General features: G+C 75.2%; 14 protein-coding genes. 12 read left to right on the forward strand and 2 right to left on the reverse strand.

From position 1 onward, the window contains the following. Positions 1-77: 77 nt before the first annotated feature. Positions 78-1,055 carry a GlxA family transcriptional regulator gene (locus tag ACFTWP_RS25300; protein WP_380267054.1) on the reverse strand — a complete coding sequence of 326 codons (978 nt, stop codon included), beginning with the start codon at positions 1,053-1,055 and terminating at the stop codon, positions 78-80. Positions 1,056-1,514: 459 nt separating this feature from the next. Between ACFTWP_RS25300 and ACFTWP_RS25305 the strand changes: the two genes are divergently transcribed. The 5 genes from ACFTWP_RS25305 (at position 1,515) to ACFTWP_RS25325 (ending at position 7,185) form a co-directional block, all read left to right on the forward strand. Beyond that, a complete protein-coding gene (locus ACFTWP_RS25305) occupies positions 1,515-2,756 on the forward strand; it encodes a DUF1996 domain-containing protein (RefSeq protein ID WP_380267055.1) in 1,242 nt (413 codons plus the stop codon). An 86-nt stretch (positions 2,757-2,842) separates the two neighbouring features. Further along, complete coding sequence (locus ACFTWP_RS25310) at positions 2,843-3,451, forward strand: DUF305 domain-containing protein (RefSeq protein ID WP_380267056.1); 609 nt, start codon at positions 2,843-2,845, stop codon at positions 3,449-3,451. Between the two features lie 292 nt (positions 3,452-3,743). Continuing rightward, positions 3,744-3,995, forward strand: a complete 252-nt coding sequence (locus tag ACFTWP_RS25315; RefSeq protein WP_380267057.1) for a hypothetical protein — start codon at positions 3,744-3,746, stop codon at positions 3,993-3,995. A 190-nt stretch (positions 3,996-4,185) separates the two neighbouring features. Beyond that, positions 4,186-6,228, forward strand: coding sequence for a glycosyl hydrolase (locus ACFTWP_RS25320; RefSeq protein ID WP_380267058.1), 2,043 nt, complete (start codon positions 4,186-4,188; stop codon positions 6,226-6,228). Positions 6,229-6,417: 189 nt separating this feature from the next. Beyond that, entirely contained in the window at positions 6,418-7,185 is a 768-nt protein-coding gene (locus tag ACFTWP_RS25325; protein ID WP_380267059.1) for an SDR family oxidoreductase, read from the forward strand. A gap of 71 nt (positions 7,186-7,256) precedes the next feature. Here the strand turns inward: ACFTWP_RS25325 and ACFTWP_RS25330 are convergent, their stop codons facing one another. Next, positions 7,257-7,586, reverse strand: coding sequence for a winged helix-turn-helix transcriptional regulator (locus ACFTWP_RS25330; protein WP_380267060.1), 330 nt, complete (start codon positions 7,584-7,586; stop codon positions 7,257-7,259). Positions 7,587-7,926: 340 nt separating this feature from the next. Between ACFTWP_RS25330 and ACFTWP_RS25335 the strand changes: the two genes are divergently transcribed. From ACFTWP_RS25335 to ACFTWP_RS25365, 7 genes are all read left to right on the forward strand, one after another. Beyond that, positions 7,927-11,031, forward strand: a complete 3,105-nt coding sequence (locus ACFTWP_RS25335; RefSeq protein ID WP_380267061.1) for an ATP-binding protein — start codon at positions 7,927-7,929, stop codon at positions 11,029-11,031. A 197-nt stretch (positions 11,032-11,228) separates the two neighbouring features. Then, positions 11,229-11,636: a hypothetical protein gene (locus ACFTWP_RS25340; protein WP_380267062.1), complete on the forward strand. Its 408-nt coding sequence runs from the start codon at positions 11,229-11,231 to the stop codon at positions 11,634-11,636. Next, positions 11,636-12,028: a hypothetical protein gene (locus tag ACFTWP_RS25345; protein WP_380267064.1), complete on the forward strand. Its 393-nt coding sequence runs from the start codon at positions 11,636-11,638 to the stop codon at positions 12,026-12,028. The genes ACFTWP_RS25340 and ACFTWP_RS25345 overlap by 1 nt, the downstream gene beginning before the upstream one ends. A 262-nt stretch (positions 12,029-12,290) precedes the next feature. Then, entirely contained in the window at positions 12,291-13,163 is an 873-nt protein-coding gene (gene argB, locus ACFTWP_RS25350) for an acetylglutamate kinase (protein ID WP_380267088.1), read from the forward strand. Between the two features lie 109 nt (positions 13,164-13,272). Next, positions 13,273-14,628, forward strand: a complete 1,356-nt coding sequence (locus tag ACFTWP_RS25355; protein ID WP_380267065.1) for a lysine N(6)-hydroxylase/L-ornithine N(5)-oxygenase family protein — start codon at positions 13,273-13,275, stop codon at positions 14,626-14,628. 62 nt (positions 14,629-14,690) lie between these two features. Beyond that, complete coding sequence (locus ACFTWP_RS25360) at positions 14,691-14,939, forward strand: phosphopantetheine-binding protein (protein WP_380267066.1); 249 nt, start codon at positions 14,691-14,693, stop codon at positions 14,937-14,939. 90 nt (positions 14,940-15,029) lie between these two features. Then, a complete protein-coding gene (locus ACFTWP_RS25365; protein ID WP_380267067.1) occupies positions 15,030-16,040 on the forward strand; it encodes an ABC transporter substrate-binding protein in 1,011 nt (336 codons plus the stop codon). Positions 16,041-16,130: the final 90 nt, after the last annotated feature.

Genomic DNA, 16,130 nt, shown 5'->3' on the forward strand with positions numbered 1-16,130 from the left:
CGGCACGAACGGGCAGGGCCACGGGGTGCCGGGGGCGGACGGCGCGGGTGGTGAGGGGGCCCGGGCGGCGCGGGCGGTCAGAAGCGGCGGCGGTACTCGGCGGGGGTGGTGCCCAGCCTGCGCTGGAAGGAGCGGTGCAGCGTCTCCACGGAGCCGAGACCGCTGGCGGCGGCGATCTCCGGCAGGCTGCGGTCGCTCTCCTCCAGGAGACGGCGGGCGGCCTCCAGTCGGGCGGCCTCCACGTAGGCGGCAGCGGTGGTGCCGGTGCGCTGCCGGAACAGCCGGGAGAAGTGGCGCACGCTCAGGTTCAGTCGGGAGGCGAGCGCCTCGGCCGACAGGTCTCCGGGCAGGTGCTCGGCGATCCACACCCGCAGTTCGTCGATCCGGTCGCCGGTGTCGGTCTGGACGGAAAGCGGGACGCTGAACTGGCTCTGCCCGCCGGAGCGCTTCACGTACATGACCATCATCCGGGCGGTGGCCAGGGCGAGGGCCTGGCCGTGGTCCTCGGCGACCATGGCCAGCGCCATGTCCATCCCCGAGGTGACGCCGGCGCAGGTCCACACCCTCCCCGACCGCACGAAGATCGGATCGGAGTCGACCCGGACCCGCGGGTGTTCGGCCGCCAACCGGGCCGCGGTGAGCCAGTGGGTGGTGGCGGGCCGGTCGTCGAGCAGCCCGGCCGCGGCCAGCAGGTGCGCGCCCGCACAGATCGATCCGATCCGGTGGGCCCGGGGCGCCGCCGTGCGCAGCCAGTCGGTGACCTCGCGGTCGACCACCGGCGCCACGCCGCCGCCGGACAGGTCGATCGCCCCGGAGACCAGCAGGGTGTCCACCTGCCCGTCCACCGCGTCGAGGGTGAGGTCGGCCAGCAGCCGGACGCCGCTGGAGGTGGCCACCGGTCCGCCGTCCGCCGTCGCGACCTGGACGAGGTAGCCGGGCCGATCGGAGCCGGCCACCCGGGTGGCGACCGAGAAGACCTCGGCGGGGCCGGTGACGTCGAGCAGTTCGACGCCGGGGAAGGCGGCGACGACGACGCGGTGGGGTGGCTGGGGCATGCCCCGATCATGTCGCCCGGCGCACGACGGCCGCAATGACGAGGTTCTGGCGGATCCGGCCATCGGTCGGCTCGTCACCGGGCCGCACAGCCCACCGGGGCCGACCGGACCGACCGTCAGCGGGCCGACCGGGCAAAGCCTGCCGGGGAGCGTTCTCCCCCGACCGTCCGCAGCGGCATCGGCCGAATTCCTCCGTTGACGGAGGACCGACAGAATGCCTTGACAGTCCCTGGCCCTGCTCCTAGCGTCGGAGAGCGCTCCCCAGCTTGTCCGGGCGCATCGTACGCACCCTCACCCACCCACCCTCACCTTCCGGCTCCTTCCCCCACCCGATTGGAAGCCATGAGGTCCTTCACCCGGTGGTCGCGCCTCCACCGTCTCGTTCCGCTGTCGCGTCCACAGAACCGTCCCCCCACGCACGCCCACCCGCGCCCCGGCGCGAGCCCGCTCCGCCGGCGGATGACCGGCCTGGTCGCCGCCGTCGTCACCGCCGGCGCGCTGCTCACCGGCACCACCGGCCAGGCCCAGGCGGTGGACACCCCGATCTCGCAGGGCCGACCGGTCACCGCCTCCTCGCTGGAGAACGCGGGCTACCCCGCGAACCTCGCCGTCGACGGCAACGGCGGCACCCGCTGGTCCAGCGCCGCCGCCGACAACCAGTGGATCCGGGTCGACCTCGGCGCCAACGCCGCGATCAACCGGGTCGTCCTGAACTGGGAGGCCGCGTACGCCAGTACCTACCAGCTCCAGGTATCGGCCGACGGCACCAACTGGGTCACCGTCCGCAACGCCACCGGCGCCGCCGGGCAGCAGACCCTGGACCTCTCGGCCACCGGCCGATACGTGCGGGTGCTCGCCACCGCACGGGCCACCGCCTGGGGCGTCTCGCTCTGGGAGTTCCAGGTCTTCGGCACGCTCGGCACCCAGGCCGTGCCGCCGGGGGCGGTCCGGGTCGCGGAGTTCCTCGCCGACTGCCCCTACAGCCACCGCCTGCCGGACGACCCGATCGTGCTGCCCGGCCTGCCCGGCGGCTCGCACATGCACAGCTTCTTCGGCAACAACGCCACCGACGCGTTCTCCGACCTCGGGCGGCTGGAGACGTCCGGCGGGACCTGCAACCCCGTCACCGACATCTCCTCCTACTGGGTTCCCACCCTGTACGCGGACAACGTCCCGGTCGAGCCGACCGGCACCACGTTCTACTACCTCGGCGAGGGCGTCCGCGACGACGTCATCGCCAACACCCAGCCGCTGCCCCGGGGTCTGCGCATCGTCGCGGGCAACGCCAAGGCGACCGGACCGGATGACAACACCATCTCGCGCTGGTCGTGCCTGCACGCCGGTGAGGTCAACCCGTCCCACAACTTCGTGAACTGCCCGGCGGGCACGATGCTGGAGTCGTACCTGGACTTCCCGCAGTGCTGGAACGGGAAGGACCTCGACTCGGCCGACCACAAGAGCCACATGGCGTACCCCGTGGGCGGCGCCTGCCCGGCCACCCACCCGGTGCCGGTGCCCAAGCTCCGCCAGGTGCTGCGCTACCCGGTCACCGGTGACCCGTCACGGCTGCGGCTGGCCTCCGGGCCCGGCTACACCATGCACGGTGACTTCTTCAACGTCTGGCCGGCCGCCGAGATGGAGCGGCGCGTGCGGGACTGCATCAACCCGATCGTGAAGTGCGGGGCCGACGGGCGCCCGTGACGCCCCGGTACTCCGGTTCACCGGCCCGGGCGGGCGGCGCACACGCCGCCCGCCCGGGCTCGCCGACCCCCTGGAAGGGCGCCCCGATGAGAAGAGCCTTCGTCGGCGCGGCGGTGGCCTCGCTCGCGGTCTGCGGCGCACTGGCCGCCGTCGCCCTGCCCGGCACCGACGCGGCGCCGGGCCCCGGCCGTGCCGTGTCCGGCGCCGTGTCCGCCCCGTCGGGGTCCGCGGCCGGCCCCGGCACGGAGGCCGGCTCCGCGTTCAACCCGACGGACGTCGCCTGGCTGCAACTGGCCGCACCGATGACCGAACAGGCCGTCCGACTGGCCGTGCTGGTGGCCGACCGGGCCGCCTCGCCGCAGCTGCGCGAGCTGGCCGCGGGCGTCGCCGTCGCCGACCGGGCCGAACTCGCCCGCCTGCACGCCCTCCTCGTGCGGGCCGGCGCCGACCAGGTCCGCCCCCACGAGGGCCACGACATGCCGGGCATGACCACCCTCGCCGAGTACGCCGCCGCCGAGCGGGAGAGCGGCGCGGCCTTCGACCGCCTGGTGAGCGCCCACCTGCGGGAGTACCTGGAGCAGTCGGTGCGGCTCGCCGGCTCCGAGGGCTCGGCGGGCCGCGAGCAGGCCACCCGCGACCTCGCCGCCGACGTCGGCCGCAGCCGCGCCGCCGAACTCGCCCGGCTCGAACCGTAGTCGGCCGGCTCGACCCGTAGTCGGCCGGCGCTCGCCGCCGCACGGACGACTGCCCCTTCCGCGCCCGTCCGGGACGCCGCTGGAGCCGGGCCGCGCACCGGCCCCCGCCGCGGAGCGGGACGGCCCCGAAAGTCGTCCGCCGGATTTCTGTTATCGGCGGCCCCCGGGCGCCGACTCCACCAGTGGGACGTACATTCCGGTCCGTCCCCGGTGGTCCGTCCGGCGGCCCGCCGCGACGAGGAGCGAGAGGCAGCATGTGCACGTTCGAGCCACGCCCGACCGTAGGGCCGGAATGAGCACCGCACCCCGACTCGGCCACCTGCCGGTGCCCGACCCCCAGACCCCCCTGCCGCCCGGTGCCCCGCTCGTACCGCGGCCGGTCACCCACCTGCCCTTCACCTCCTACCCGAACCAACCTCCCGTCGGGCCCGCCGAGGCCCTCCTGCGGGAGGCGCTGGAACGGGTGCTCGCCCTGGCGGAGCTGTGGGAGGAGACCGAACCCGACGCGCCGCACACCGTGGCCCTGTGGGAGGCGCTCGGCTAGGGCCCGTCCGAGGGCCCGACGGGTGGCGGGCGCGGGTGCGCGGGCGCGGGTGCCCGTACGCTCCGGACGTCCCGCCCCCGCGCCCGCGGGTTTCTGTTATCGGCACACCGCAGGTCAGGACTCCGACTGCGGGATGTACATTCCGGTCCGTCCGGCGGTCGGTCCGCCGCGACGAGGAGCGAGAGGCACCATGAGCACATTCGAGGACGGCGGCCTCACCGCGGCCAGGGTGGCGGCGGCGCAGCAGGGGGACGGCGCGGCGCTGGACGACCTGCTGGCCGTCAGCCTGCCGCTGGTCTACAACATCGTCGGACGGTCCCTGGGCCGACCCGGCGAGGTGGACGATCTGTCGCAGGAGATCCTGCTGCGGATCGTCGCCGGGCTGCCCCAGCTCCGCGATCCGTCGGCCTTCCGCAGCTGGCTGGTCGCCGTCACCGTCCGGCAGGTGCGCTGGCACCGGGCCGCCCAGGTGGACGCCGTCCCGTCCGCCGCCCTGGAGGAGGTGCCCGACCAGCCCGATCCGCAGGCGGACTTCGTGGATCTGTCGATCCTGCGGCTGGGGCTGACCGGCCAGCGCCGGGAGGTGGCGCTGGCGACCCGCTGGCTCGATCCGGCCGACCAGGAGCTGCTCGCCCTCTGGTGGCTGGAGGCCGCCGGGCAGCTCGGGCGGGCCGAACTCGCGGCGGCCGTCGGGCTCTCCACCGCGCACACGGCGGTGCGGGTGCAGCGGATGAAGCAGCAGCTGGACATCGCCCGGTCGGTGGTGCGGGCGCTGGAGAGCCGGCCGGGCTGTCCGGAGCTGGCCGCGCTCGCCGAGCCGTGGGACGGCGTGCCCGGGCCGCTCTGGCGCAAGCGACTGGCCCGGCACGTCCGCGACTGCGCGCAGTGCACGGCGGGCGCACGGGACCTGATACCCGCCGAGGGCCTGCTGGCCGGCCTGGCGCTGGTGCCGGTGCCGACCGGGCACTCGCTGCCGCCGGCGCCGGCCCCGACGGGCGGCGGCCCGGCGACCGACCCGCTCGCGGAGCCGGGCGCGCTCGCCGAGCCGGGCACGAGTACGAGTACGAGTACAGGCACGAGTACAGGCACGAGCACGAGCACGGTGTCCGGCACGGGAGCCGGCCGGCGGGCGGCCCGACTCGGCCGCCGGGCGGTGCGGGGCCGCGCCGCCGCCAAGAGCCTGGGCCTGGTGGTGGGCGCGGTGGCCGCCGTGGCGGCGCTGGGCGTGCTGGCGGCGACCCTGAACGGTGGCGACCCGCGCCCGGTCGCGGTCTCCGCACCACTGACCTCGGCCGCGGCCGGTGACTCGCCGTCGGCCGCGGCGCCGGAGCCGACCGGGCCCTCGGCGTCACCGTCCGCCGAGCCCTCCCCCGCGCCGTCCGCCGACCCGGGCGCCTCGCCCTCCGCCTCCGCCCGGCCCACCGCGGCGCCCTCGACCAAGCCCGCGCCGACGGCCTCGGCGCCGCCCGCGGCGCCCGCGGCCCAGCCGGTGCGCGGCCCCAAGAAGGGCGTCTCCACCTGGGCCTTCGACGGGGTCGGCACCGCGCTGACGGGGTCGGGAGCCTCCTGGTACTACACCTGGGGGCCCGACCACGCGGGCATCGCGGGGCCGGCCGGCGTCGACTTCGTCCCGATGATCTGGGGCGCGGCGGCGGTCGGCAACGGTTCGCTGGCCAAGGCCACCCAGCAGGGCAGCGGCACCCTGCTCGGCTTCAACGAGCCGGACCTGGCGGCCCAGTCCAACCTGACGCCGCAGCAGGCCCTGGACCTGTGGCCGAAGCTGATGGCGACCGGCCTCACTCTCGGCAGCCCGGCGGTGGCCTACGGCGGCGCCGATCCGGGCGGCTGGCTGGACCAGTTCATGCAGGGTGCCAGGAGCCGCGGGTACCGCGTCGACTTCATCGCCCTGCACTGGTACGGCTCGGACTTCCGGACCGCGGAGGCCGTCGGGCAGCTCCAGCGCTATCTGCAGGCCGTCCACGACCGCTACCAACTGCCCGTCTGGCTGACCGAGTTCGCGCTGATCAAGTTCGCCGGGGGCACCAGCTTCCCGACCTCGGACCAGCAGGTCGCCTTCGTCAGGGCCTCGACCGCCATGCTCCAGGGGCTGCCCTACGTCCAGCGGTACGCCTGGTTCGCCCTGCCCGCCACCGAACCCGGGGCGACGGGGCTGTTCCAACCCGGTGGCGCACCCAACGCGATCGGCTCCGCCTACGCGGCCGCGGGGCGCTGACGGCCGCGGGGGCGGGGCACCTCCGGGTGCTGACGGCCGCCGCGGGCGGTGCGGCGCGGGGCGCCGGACGGCTCCGGCGTCCGGCGCCGGTGCACTGACTTCGAGGTACGTACGCACTTCAACGTACGTACTTGATCATGTACAACGCCCGGGGTGATCCTGTCGGTACAGGCGACCGGAGGGGATTCCATGGGCAGGTACGCGGGCAAGAGGGCGGTCATCACCGGTGGGACGATCGGCATGGGCCTGGCGACCGCCCAGGCCCTGGTGGCGGGTGGCGCCGAAGTCCTGGTGACCGGCCGGAACGAGCAGAACCTGCAGGCCGCACGGGCCCGACTGGGGGCGGCTGCGCACGTCGTCCGCTCCGACACCGCGGACCTCGGTGACGTCGACGCCCTCGGGGGGATCGTGGCGGAGAGGTTCGGCCGGTTCGACTTCCTCTTCGTCAACGCCGGGTTCGCCCGGCTCGGGCCGTTCGGCCAGGTGACCGAGGAGGTGTTCGACCAGACGTTCAGCGTCAACACCAAGGGCGCGTTCTTCACGGCGCAGCGCCTCGCCCCGCTCCTCCACGACGGCGGGTCGATCGTCTTCACCACCTCGATCGCCAACGACTCGGGCAACCCGGGCATGGGTGTCTACTCCGCCTCGAAGGCGGCGGTCCGGTCGTTCACCAAGGTCATCGCCGCGGAGCTGCTGCCGCGCGACATCCGGGTCAACGCGGTGAGCCCCGGCTTCATCCACACCCCGACCGCCGGCATCACCGGCGCGTCGGCGGAGATGCTGGCGGCGTTCGAGACGGTCGGCGACCAGCTCACCCCGATGCGCCGGCACGGCTCCTCCGAGGAGGTGGCGAAGGCGGTGCTGTTCCTGGCCTTCGACGCGACCTTCACCACCGGCGAGGAGGTGAACGTCGACGGCGGTCTGGGTCAGCGGATCACCCGGCCGCAGCAGGCGTAGGCCCCGGTCGACCCGGCCCGGCCCGATCGCGAGGCCCGGCGCCCGCCGGCCGGCCCGGGAGCGGCGAACCGTCAGACCCGCCGCGGGCGGAACTCCCGTCCCCAGTCGCCGAGCGGCTTCAGGGCCTCGTCAAGTGCCAGGCCCTGCTCGGTCAGTGAGTACTCGACGCGGAGCGGAACGCCGTCGAAGCTCTCGCGCCGCACGATGCCGTCCGCCTCCAGCTCGCGCAACTGCTGGGCCAGGACCTTCTCGCTCACACCGGGCACCTGCCGCCGAAGCTCCCCGAAGCGCCGGGCCTGGTGGCGCAGGGCCCACAGGATCAGCACCTTCCACTTGCCGCTGACGACCTCCATCGCCGCGTCCAGACCGCAGTACGGAGGCCTCGCCCGCACACTCACCATCCCGCTCCTGCCGTCCCGGGAGCGCTCCGAGCACGCCCCGTCGTCCCACGCTAACCCAGCGCCGCCTGCGGAGGCAGGCGTTGCGGGAAGCCCGACGACCGACCCGGCCGGGGTCGACCCGGAGGGGTCGTTCGTGGCGGAACGGCACTTCGAAGGCAGGCCGGTTCACGGCCGGAGCCGCGGCTCTCGGAGCAGCGGCCCGCCGGGTCGAGGGCGCCCCCGTCGGCGTCGGACGGGCGCCCCGGCCCCCCTCTGGAAAACTGGAGGGGGACCCGCCCGCCAGGAACGGACGGGTCGGCGGCGGTCCCGGAGAACGGCCGCCGCGACGGGAGGACCGAGGATGCCCGGGTTTCCCTTCGTCGGACGCGCGGACGTGCTGGCCGAGCTCAGCGCGGCGCTGGCGGACGCCCGTGCGGGCCGCGGCGCCCTGGTCGCGCTGACCGGGGCGGCGGGCGCCGGCAAGACCCGGACGGCCGAGGAGACGGCGCTGCGCGCGGAGGGGTTCCGGGTGGTCTGGGTGTCCTGCCCGCCCGGCACGGCCGCGAACGCCCTGCGCCCCTGGTCGGTGGCGGCCCGCGAACTGGCGACCGGCGACCTGGCGGCCGGGCGGCTGGTCCGGGCGTCCCCGGTGCTGCGGGCGCTGGTCTCCGGCCGCGCGGCCGGCGGGCTGCGCAGTACGGCTCCGGAGGCGGACCGGCTGCGGCTGGCGGGGGACGTCGTCGAGCTGGTGCGCACGAGCGCCGCGGGGATTCCGCTGCTGCTGGTGCTCGACGACGTCCAGGAGGCCGACGCCTCCTCGGTCGGGCTGCTCCTGGAGCTGGCGGCCGGTGTGCGGACGGCGGCTGCCCTGCTGCTGGCCACCGCGCGGGACGACGCGGCGGCGTGGCGCGGGGCGCCCTCGGCGCGGGCGGCGCTGTTGCGCACCGCTCGGTGCCTGCCGCTGGGGCCGCTGGACCGGGCCGAGGTGAGCGCGCTGGCCGAGGCCGCGACCGGGGCGCGGCCGGATCCGGCGGTGGCCGGCGAGCTGCTCGTCCGCACCGGCGGGGACGCCTTCTTCGTCACCGAGCTGCTGCGCCACCGGCGCCCGGGCCGACCGGTGCCGCCCTCGGTCCGGGCCGCCGTCCAGGCCCGGCTGGCGGAGCTGCCGGCCGGGTGCGCGCGGGCGCTGGCGGCGGCCTCGGCGCTCGGCACGGACTTCCGGTTGGACCTGCTCGCGGAGGTCGCCGAGGTACCGCTCGGCGACCTGCGGGCGGTGCTGTCGGAGGCGGCCGCCGCGGGGCTGCTCGCGATGGTGGACCCGGGCTCGGCCGCCTTCCGGCACGACCTGATGCGGGAGGCGACGTACGCGGCGATGTCCGCGCAGGAGCGGGTGGGCTGGCACCAGCGCGCGGCGGAGGTGCTGACCGGGTTCCTCGCCCGCGGCCGGGACGTCGGACCGGCGCAGGTCGCCCACCAGCTGCTGCTCGCCGGGCCGGAGCGCGCCGGGGAGGCCGCGGTCTTCGCCCGCCGGGCGGGCGCCCGGGCGGCGGACCTGCTCGGGTACGAGGACGCCGCCCAGTGGTACGAGCGGGCCGTCGCCGCCCTCGGCGCGGCCGGCGCCCCGGACGAGGTGCTCGCCGAGGCGCTGGTGGAGCTGGGCACGGCCCGGGTCGGCGCGGGCGGGCGGGAGGCGGCGCGCGCGGACTTCCTGCGCGCCGCCGCCTGCGCCCGCCGCTGCGAGCGGAGCGACCTGCTGGCCGCCGCGGCGCTCGGCCTCGGGGCGGGGCCGGCCGGCTTCGAGGTCGACCTGCTCGACCGCGCCCAGGTCGACCTGCTGGTCGAGGCGCGGGCCGCACTCGCACCGCGGCGACCGGACCTGCTGGCGGCCGTCACCGCCCGGCTCTCCGTGGCGGCCACCCTCATCGAGGCCGGACCCGGCCGGCTCGCCCTGGCCGAGGAGGCCGTCGCGACGGCCCGCCGGAGCGAGGACTCCGCGACCCTCGCCTACGCGCTCTCCGCGCTCTGCGACGCCCGGGCCGGCCCCGCGCACTGCGCCGAGCGGCTGGCCTGGTCCGCCGAGATCACCGGCCTGGCCCGGGCGCTGCCGGACCTCCCGCTCGAACTGCTGGGCCGGCGCCTGCAGGTGGTGGCCCTGCTGGAACTCGGCGAGACGGCCCGGGCGGAGGCCGAGACGCTGGCCTTCCGGGCGGCCGCGCACGCGTTGCGGCACCCGCTGTACGCCTGGTACGTGCCGCTCTGGCAGGGGATGCGGGCGCTGCTCGAAGGCCGGTACGAGGACTGCCGGCGCTCCCTCGACCAGGTGGAGGAGCTCGGCCGCCGGGCCGGCAGCGGCAACGCCGCGCTGCTCGCCGCCACCCAGCGCTGGTGCCTGCTCACCGCCTCGGACGACCGGGCGGGCATCGCGGAGCTGATCGCCGGGAGTCCCGGCCTCGACGAGGTGCCGGACGTGTGGGCCAAGGTGACCCGGGCCCTGGTGGCGGCCCAGCTGGGCGACCTCGGCGAGGCCGAACGCCGGCTCGCCGCCGTGACGCCGCTGCTGGCCGGCGCCCCGCAGGACAGCGAGTGGCTGCCGATGCTCGCGCAGGCCGCCGAGACGGTCGCGCTCTGCGGACCGGTGCCGCCGGCCCGCCAGGTGTACGAGTGGCTGTCGCCCTACCGGGACCTCTTCGTGGTCGAGGGGGTCGGCGCGGCCGTGCGCGGCCCCGTGCACCGGCACCTGGGCCTGCTGGCCACCGCGCTCGGTGACCGCGGCGCGGCGCGGCGCCACTTCGACGCCGCGCTGGCGGCGGCCCGGGGCATCGGGGCGGCCGGGCTGGTGGAGCGGATCTCCCGGGAGGCCGGCGCACCGGCGCCCGGGCCCGCGGCCGGGCCCGGCGGGAACGTCTTCCGGCGGACGGGTGACCTCTGGCAGCTGGGCTACGGCGGCGAGCAGGCCACCATGGCGGACAGCAAGGGGATGCGCGACCTGGCCACCCTGCTGGCCCGCCCCGGCACGCCCGTCCCGGCGCTCGACCTCGTCACCGCCCGGGGCCCCGGCGCCCCGGGCGCCGCTGCGCGGTCCGGCGAGGCGCTGCGCGGCCCCGGTGACACCGGCGAGCTGATCGACGCCACCGCGCGCGGCGCCTACCGGGCCCGGCTGCGGGAGCTGGAGGGCGAGGCCACCGAGGCGGACGCGGCCGGGGACGCCGAGCGCTCGGCGCGGATCGCAGTCGAACGCGACGCCCTGGTGGGCCAGCTCTCCGCGGCGTACGGCCTGGGCGGGCGGGTGCGCCGGACGGGCTCCCCCGCCGAGCGGGCCCGGACGGCGGTCACCGCCCGGGTGCGGGCCGCGATCGACCGGATCGCCCACGCGCACCCCGTACTCGGACGGCACCTGGCCAACGCCGTGCACACCGGCACGCTCTGCGTGTACGAGCCGGAGCACCCGGTGGAGTGGCGGACCTGAGGGGCGGTGCCCGGCGCCCGCGCCCGGCTGGGCCCGCTCCACCGAGGGGGCCCGCGGTTCGGGTCGTCCGGCCGGGCCGGCGGGCAGTGTGCCGAGGAGATGTGCCGGGGAGGTGAGCCGCGACCTGACATCGTGCCGCCCGACCTCACGCCCTTCCGATGAAGGGGGACAGGGGAGCAACCACGAGGGAGACCGTCATGCCCCGCATCTCGAAAGCCGAGGCCGTGCTCACCGTCGACGAGCCGGTGATCGAGGGCCGATACGCCGAACTGGGCGGCTACACCGTCGGGTTCGAGACCCACAAGGCGGACGTCGACCCGGCGGCACTGTTCGCCGGACTGCCCGGGGACCGCTGCCAGAGCCCGCACTGGGGCCTGGTGCTGACCGGGCGGATCGTCTTCCGCTATCCGGACCACGACGAGGTCTACCAGGCCGGCGACGCCTACTACGGCGCGCCCGGCCACCTGCCGCTGATCTTCGCCGGCACCGAGCTGGTCGAGTTCAGCCCGACGGAGGCCCTGGAGCGGACGATGGCCACCGTCGGTCGCAACCTGGCGGCCACCGGGCAGCCGGCGGGCGCCGGCCCGCACCCCGGGAGCGCGTGATGAACGACGGGCTGGCGGACCGCCTGATCACCTTCCTGGAGACCGGTACCGCGCCGGACGGTCTGTTCCACCGGGCCGTGTTCTGTGACCTGACCCTGCCGCAGTGGCGGCTGCAGGCCGAGGGCGTGGAGGGCCTGCTGGCCCTGCGGCGGGCCGGCCACCCGGCGCCGGGCGTGGTGCCGCGCCACCGGGTGGACCCGACCCCGACCGGCTTCGTCCTGGAGGTGGAGGAGCGCTGGGAGCAGGACGGGCAGGCGTGGTACTGCCGGGAGTTGATGCGCGCGGACGTGGCGGCCGGCGCGATCGGCCGGATCTCGGTCTACTGCACGGGTGACTGGGACGAGAAGCAGCAGCGTCGGCATGCCGAGGAGGTGACCCTGCTCAGGCCGTGACGGCGGCGGTCGGGCCGTCGCGGGAGGGAGCTACGGGGTGGTGACGACCCGGCGGACGCAATGTAAGGTAACCCTTGCCTAAATTGACGGGACCACCTATGGGCCCGTCACCACCGGCCCGGTCCCCGCGCCGGGCCCCACCCGGGCCCACGCCGCGGCGCGGACATTCCCGACCCCAGGGGGACACGTGACCAGTCGCCTCGCCGAGCAACGCCACCCCTCGGGGCGGCGGCCCCCACGGCAGCGACACGATCCCCGTCCACTGGAGCACCTGGCCGGCCTGGAGCACCTGCGCGGCCGGACGGTGGTGGTGAAGTTCGGCGGCAACGCCATGGTCGACGAGGAGCTGAAGGCGGCCTTCGCGCAGGACGTCGTCCTGCTGCGCTACGCGGGCCTGCACCCGGTGGTGGTGCACGGCGGCGGCCCGCAGATCAACGCCCAACTCGGCCGGCTGGGGGTGGAGTCGTCGTTCACCGCGGGCCTGCGGGTGACCACCCCGGAGATTATGGACGTGGTCCGGATGGTGCTGGCGGGCCAGGTGCAGCGCGAGCTGGTCGGCCTGCTCAACGAGCACGGGCCGTTCGCGGTCGGCATGACCGGCGAGGACGCGCACACCATGACCGCGGTGAAACGCTTCGCCGTGGTCGACGGCGAGCAGGTCGACATCGGCCTGGTCGGCGACATCGTCACCGTCGAGGCCGGCGCCGTGAAGGCACTGATCGCGGACGGGCGGATCCCGGTGATCTCCTCGATCGCCCGCGGCGCGGACGGCCACGTGTACAACGTCAACGCGGACACCGCCGCCTCCGCGCTCGCGGTCGCGCTGGGCGCCGAGATGCTGGTCGTGCTCACCGACGTCGAGGGCCTGTACGCCGACTGGCCGCACTCCACGGAGGTCGTCGAGCACCTCTCGGCGCGCGAACTCGAAGCCCTGCTGCCCTCCCTGGCCAGCGGAATGCTCCCCAAGATGGAGGGCTGCCTGCGCGCCGTGCGCAGCGGTGTGCGCGCGGCGCACGTGCTGGACGGGCGGGTGCGGCACAACCTGCTGCGGGCCTTCGGCTCCGCGGCGCCCGGCACCCGCGTGGCGGCCGACGCTCCCCGGAGCGTCGATCGAGTGCCCACGAACCGAATTTGACCAACCCACCCCCGACCGGCAAGGTTAGGCAAGCCTTACCTTGCAAGGTGGGCAGGGCCGGGTGGGGTGTCAGGAATTCCCGGCAGGACAAAGCGATGGAAGGACGAGCGTGTCTCGACTGCAGCAGGACGACGTGCCCGACCGGGGCGACGGCATCGAGGACCTCGTCGGCATAGGCTTCGGCCCCGCCAACCTGGCGCTCGCCATCGCCGTCGGCGACCACAACGACCGCAACCCCCAGGACACCCTGCGGGCGAGCTTCCTGGAGCAGCAGGAGCGTTTCGGCTGGCACCGCGGCATGCTCCTCGAAGGCGCCACCATGCAGGTGTCCTTCCTCAAGGACCTCGTCACCATGCGCGACCCGCGCAGCCGCTTCACCTTCCTGACCTACCTCCAGGAACGCGGCCGGCTGGCCGACTTCATCAACCAGAAGTCGTTCTTCCCCACCCGCCTGGAGTTCCACGACTACCTCGAGTGGTGCGCGCAGGCGTTCGCCGGCTCGGTGGCCTACGGCCGCCGGGTCACCGCGGTCCGTCCGCTGCGCACCGACGGCCGGGTCACCGCCGTGGAGGTCACCGACGAGCAGGTCAGCGGCGGCGACCGGCGGACCGTCACGGCCCGCAACATCGCCGTCGGCACGGGACTGCGCCCCACCCTGCCCGAGGGCGTCACCGCCGGCGAGCGCGTCTGGCACACCCGCGACCTGCTGCTGCGCGCCCCGGGCCTGACCGAACTGCGCCACCGGCGCTTCACCGTGGTGGGAGCCGGGCAGTCGGCCGCCGAGGCCGTCGAGTACCTGCACCGCACGTACCCCGACGCCGAGATCTGCGCGGTCTTCTCCCGGTACGGCTACAGCCCGGCGGACGACAGCCCCTTCGCCAACCGGATCTTCGACCCCGCCGCCGTCGACGACTACTACGGCGCGCCCGAGTCCGTGAAGCAGGACCTGCTCGACTACCACGCCAACACCAACTACTCCGTCGTCGACGGCGATCTCATCGAGTCGCTGTACCGGACGGTCTACCAGGAGAAGGTCAGCGGGCGGGAGCGCCTGCGGATGGTCAACACCTCGCGCCTCACCGGCGTGGAGCACACCGCGGACGGCGCCCGCGCACTCGTCCGCAACCTCGCCACCGGCGAGGAGCTCGCCCTGGAGTCGGACGCGGTGGTCCTCGCCACCGGCTACACCCACGTCGACCCCCGTGAGCTGCTCGGCGCCTTCGCCGCCGACTGCCTCACCGACGCCCGGGACCGGCTGCGCGTCGACCGCGACCACCGGGTGCTGACCGCGGACCACGTCGACGTCGGCATCTACCTGCAGGGCGGCACCGAGCACACGCACGGCATCACCTCCTCCCTGCTCTCCACCCTCGCCGTGCGCTCCGGCGAGATCACCGACTCGCTGCTGCTGCGCCGCACCGGCCGCACCCTCGCCGCCGACCGGGCCACCGCCACCCACCCCTGACCGCCCGCCGCACCGCACGCACCCGCACGCACCGCACCCGGACCCGAACGGACGCCACGACCATGCCCGACGGCACCCCTGCCGGCCTCGACCTCGCCACCCTGCGCGCCGACCTGGCCGACGTCACCGGCGAGCGCCCGGAGGACATCGCGGACGACGACGACCTCCGCGACCTCGGCCTCGACTCGATCCGGCTGATGAGCCTCGTCGAGACCTGGCGGGCCCGGGGCGTGAAGGTCGAGCTCACCGACCTGGTCGAGATCGCCCCCGTGCCCACCCTGCGGTCCTGGGCCGCCCACCTGGCCCCCTGAGCCACCCCGAACGCCCCCCGCAGCACCCCCTGACGCACGCCGGCGGCACCCGCCGACGCCGGCCCGCCCGCACCACTCCCGAGGAGAACCATGCGCACCACCGCCCTGCCCCGGACCCGCCGTAGACTCGCCGCCGCCGTCCCGCTCACCGCGGCCGCCGTCCTCACCCTCGCGGCCTGCGGCTCCGACGGCGGCTCGAAGGACGCGGCGCCCGCCGCCGACGCCAAGGGCGGCAGCACCACCGCGGCCGGCCCGGTCGTGATCGAGGCCACCAACGGCAAGATCACCGTGCCCGCCGGCGTCAAGCGGATCGTCTCCATCTCGTACGCCACCGGCGCGCTGCTCGACCTCGGCGTGCAGCCGGTCGGCACCAGCACCCTCGACGACAACAACCCGGTCGAGCTGCTGCCCGCGCAGAAGGACGCCGCGGCGAAGATCGAGCCGATCGGCTCCGGCATCGAGATCAACATCGAGAAGGTCGCCTCGCTCAAGCCCGACCTGATCGTCGTCGAGGGCGCCACCGCCTTCGACTGGGGCGTGAAGAAGCTCGAAGGCATCGCGCCCACCCTCTACTTCGGCATCGAGACGCCCGTCGACCTGCTGAACGCCCAGGAGAAGATCGCCACCGCGGTCGGCAAGGACGCCGAGTTCAAGAAGCTCAAGGCGGACTACGACACCAAGGCCGCGCAGATCAAGAGCACCTACGCGACCAAGCTCAACTCGGTGAAGTGGACGATCGCCTCCTCCTACGGCGGCGGCGAGTTCCTCGTCGACACCAGCACCTCCTGGGTCGGCCGGGTGCTGAAGGACGCCGGCGCGACCTTCTCGCAGGCCTCCGCGGACGGCAAGGAGCACGAGGTCACCTACTCGACCGAGAAGCTCGACGTGCTCGCCGACGCCGACATCGTCCTGGTGCCGCGGACGGCCGCCACCGGCGAGGTCCCGCAGGACACCAAGGACCTCGACAAGCAGCCGGCCTGGCAGAACCTCAAGGCCGTGAAGGCCGGAAAGGTGCTGCCGGTCACCTACGCCACCAGCGACCGCTACGGCACCTCCATCGACGTCCTGAACCAGATCGAGACGATCCTCAAGGGCCTCTAGGGCCAGGGTCTGTCCCCCGGGCGGCCGCCGACGGCCGCCCGGGCCGTTCCACCAGCACACCGCACCACCCCCGCCGCGGCGGGCGGCGCA

It is taken from the genome of Kitasatospora sp. NPDC057015 (assembly GCF_042673745.1).
In the GTDB taxonomy this organism is placed as follows: Bacteria; Actinomycetota; Actinomycetes; order Streptomycetales; family Streptomycetaceae; genus Kitasatospora.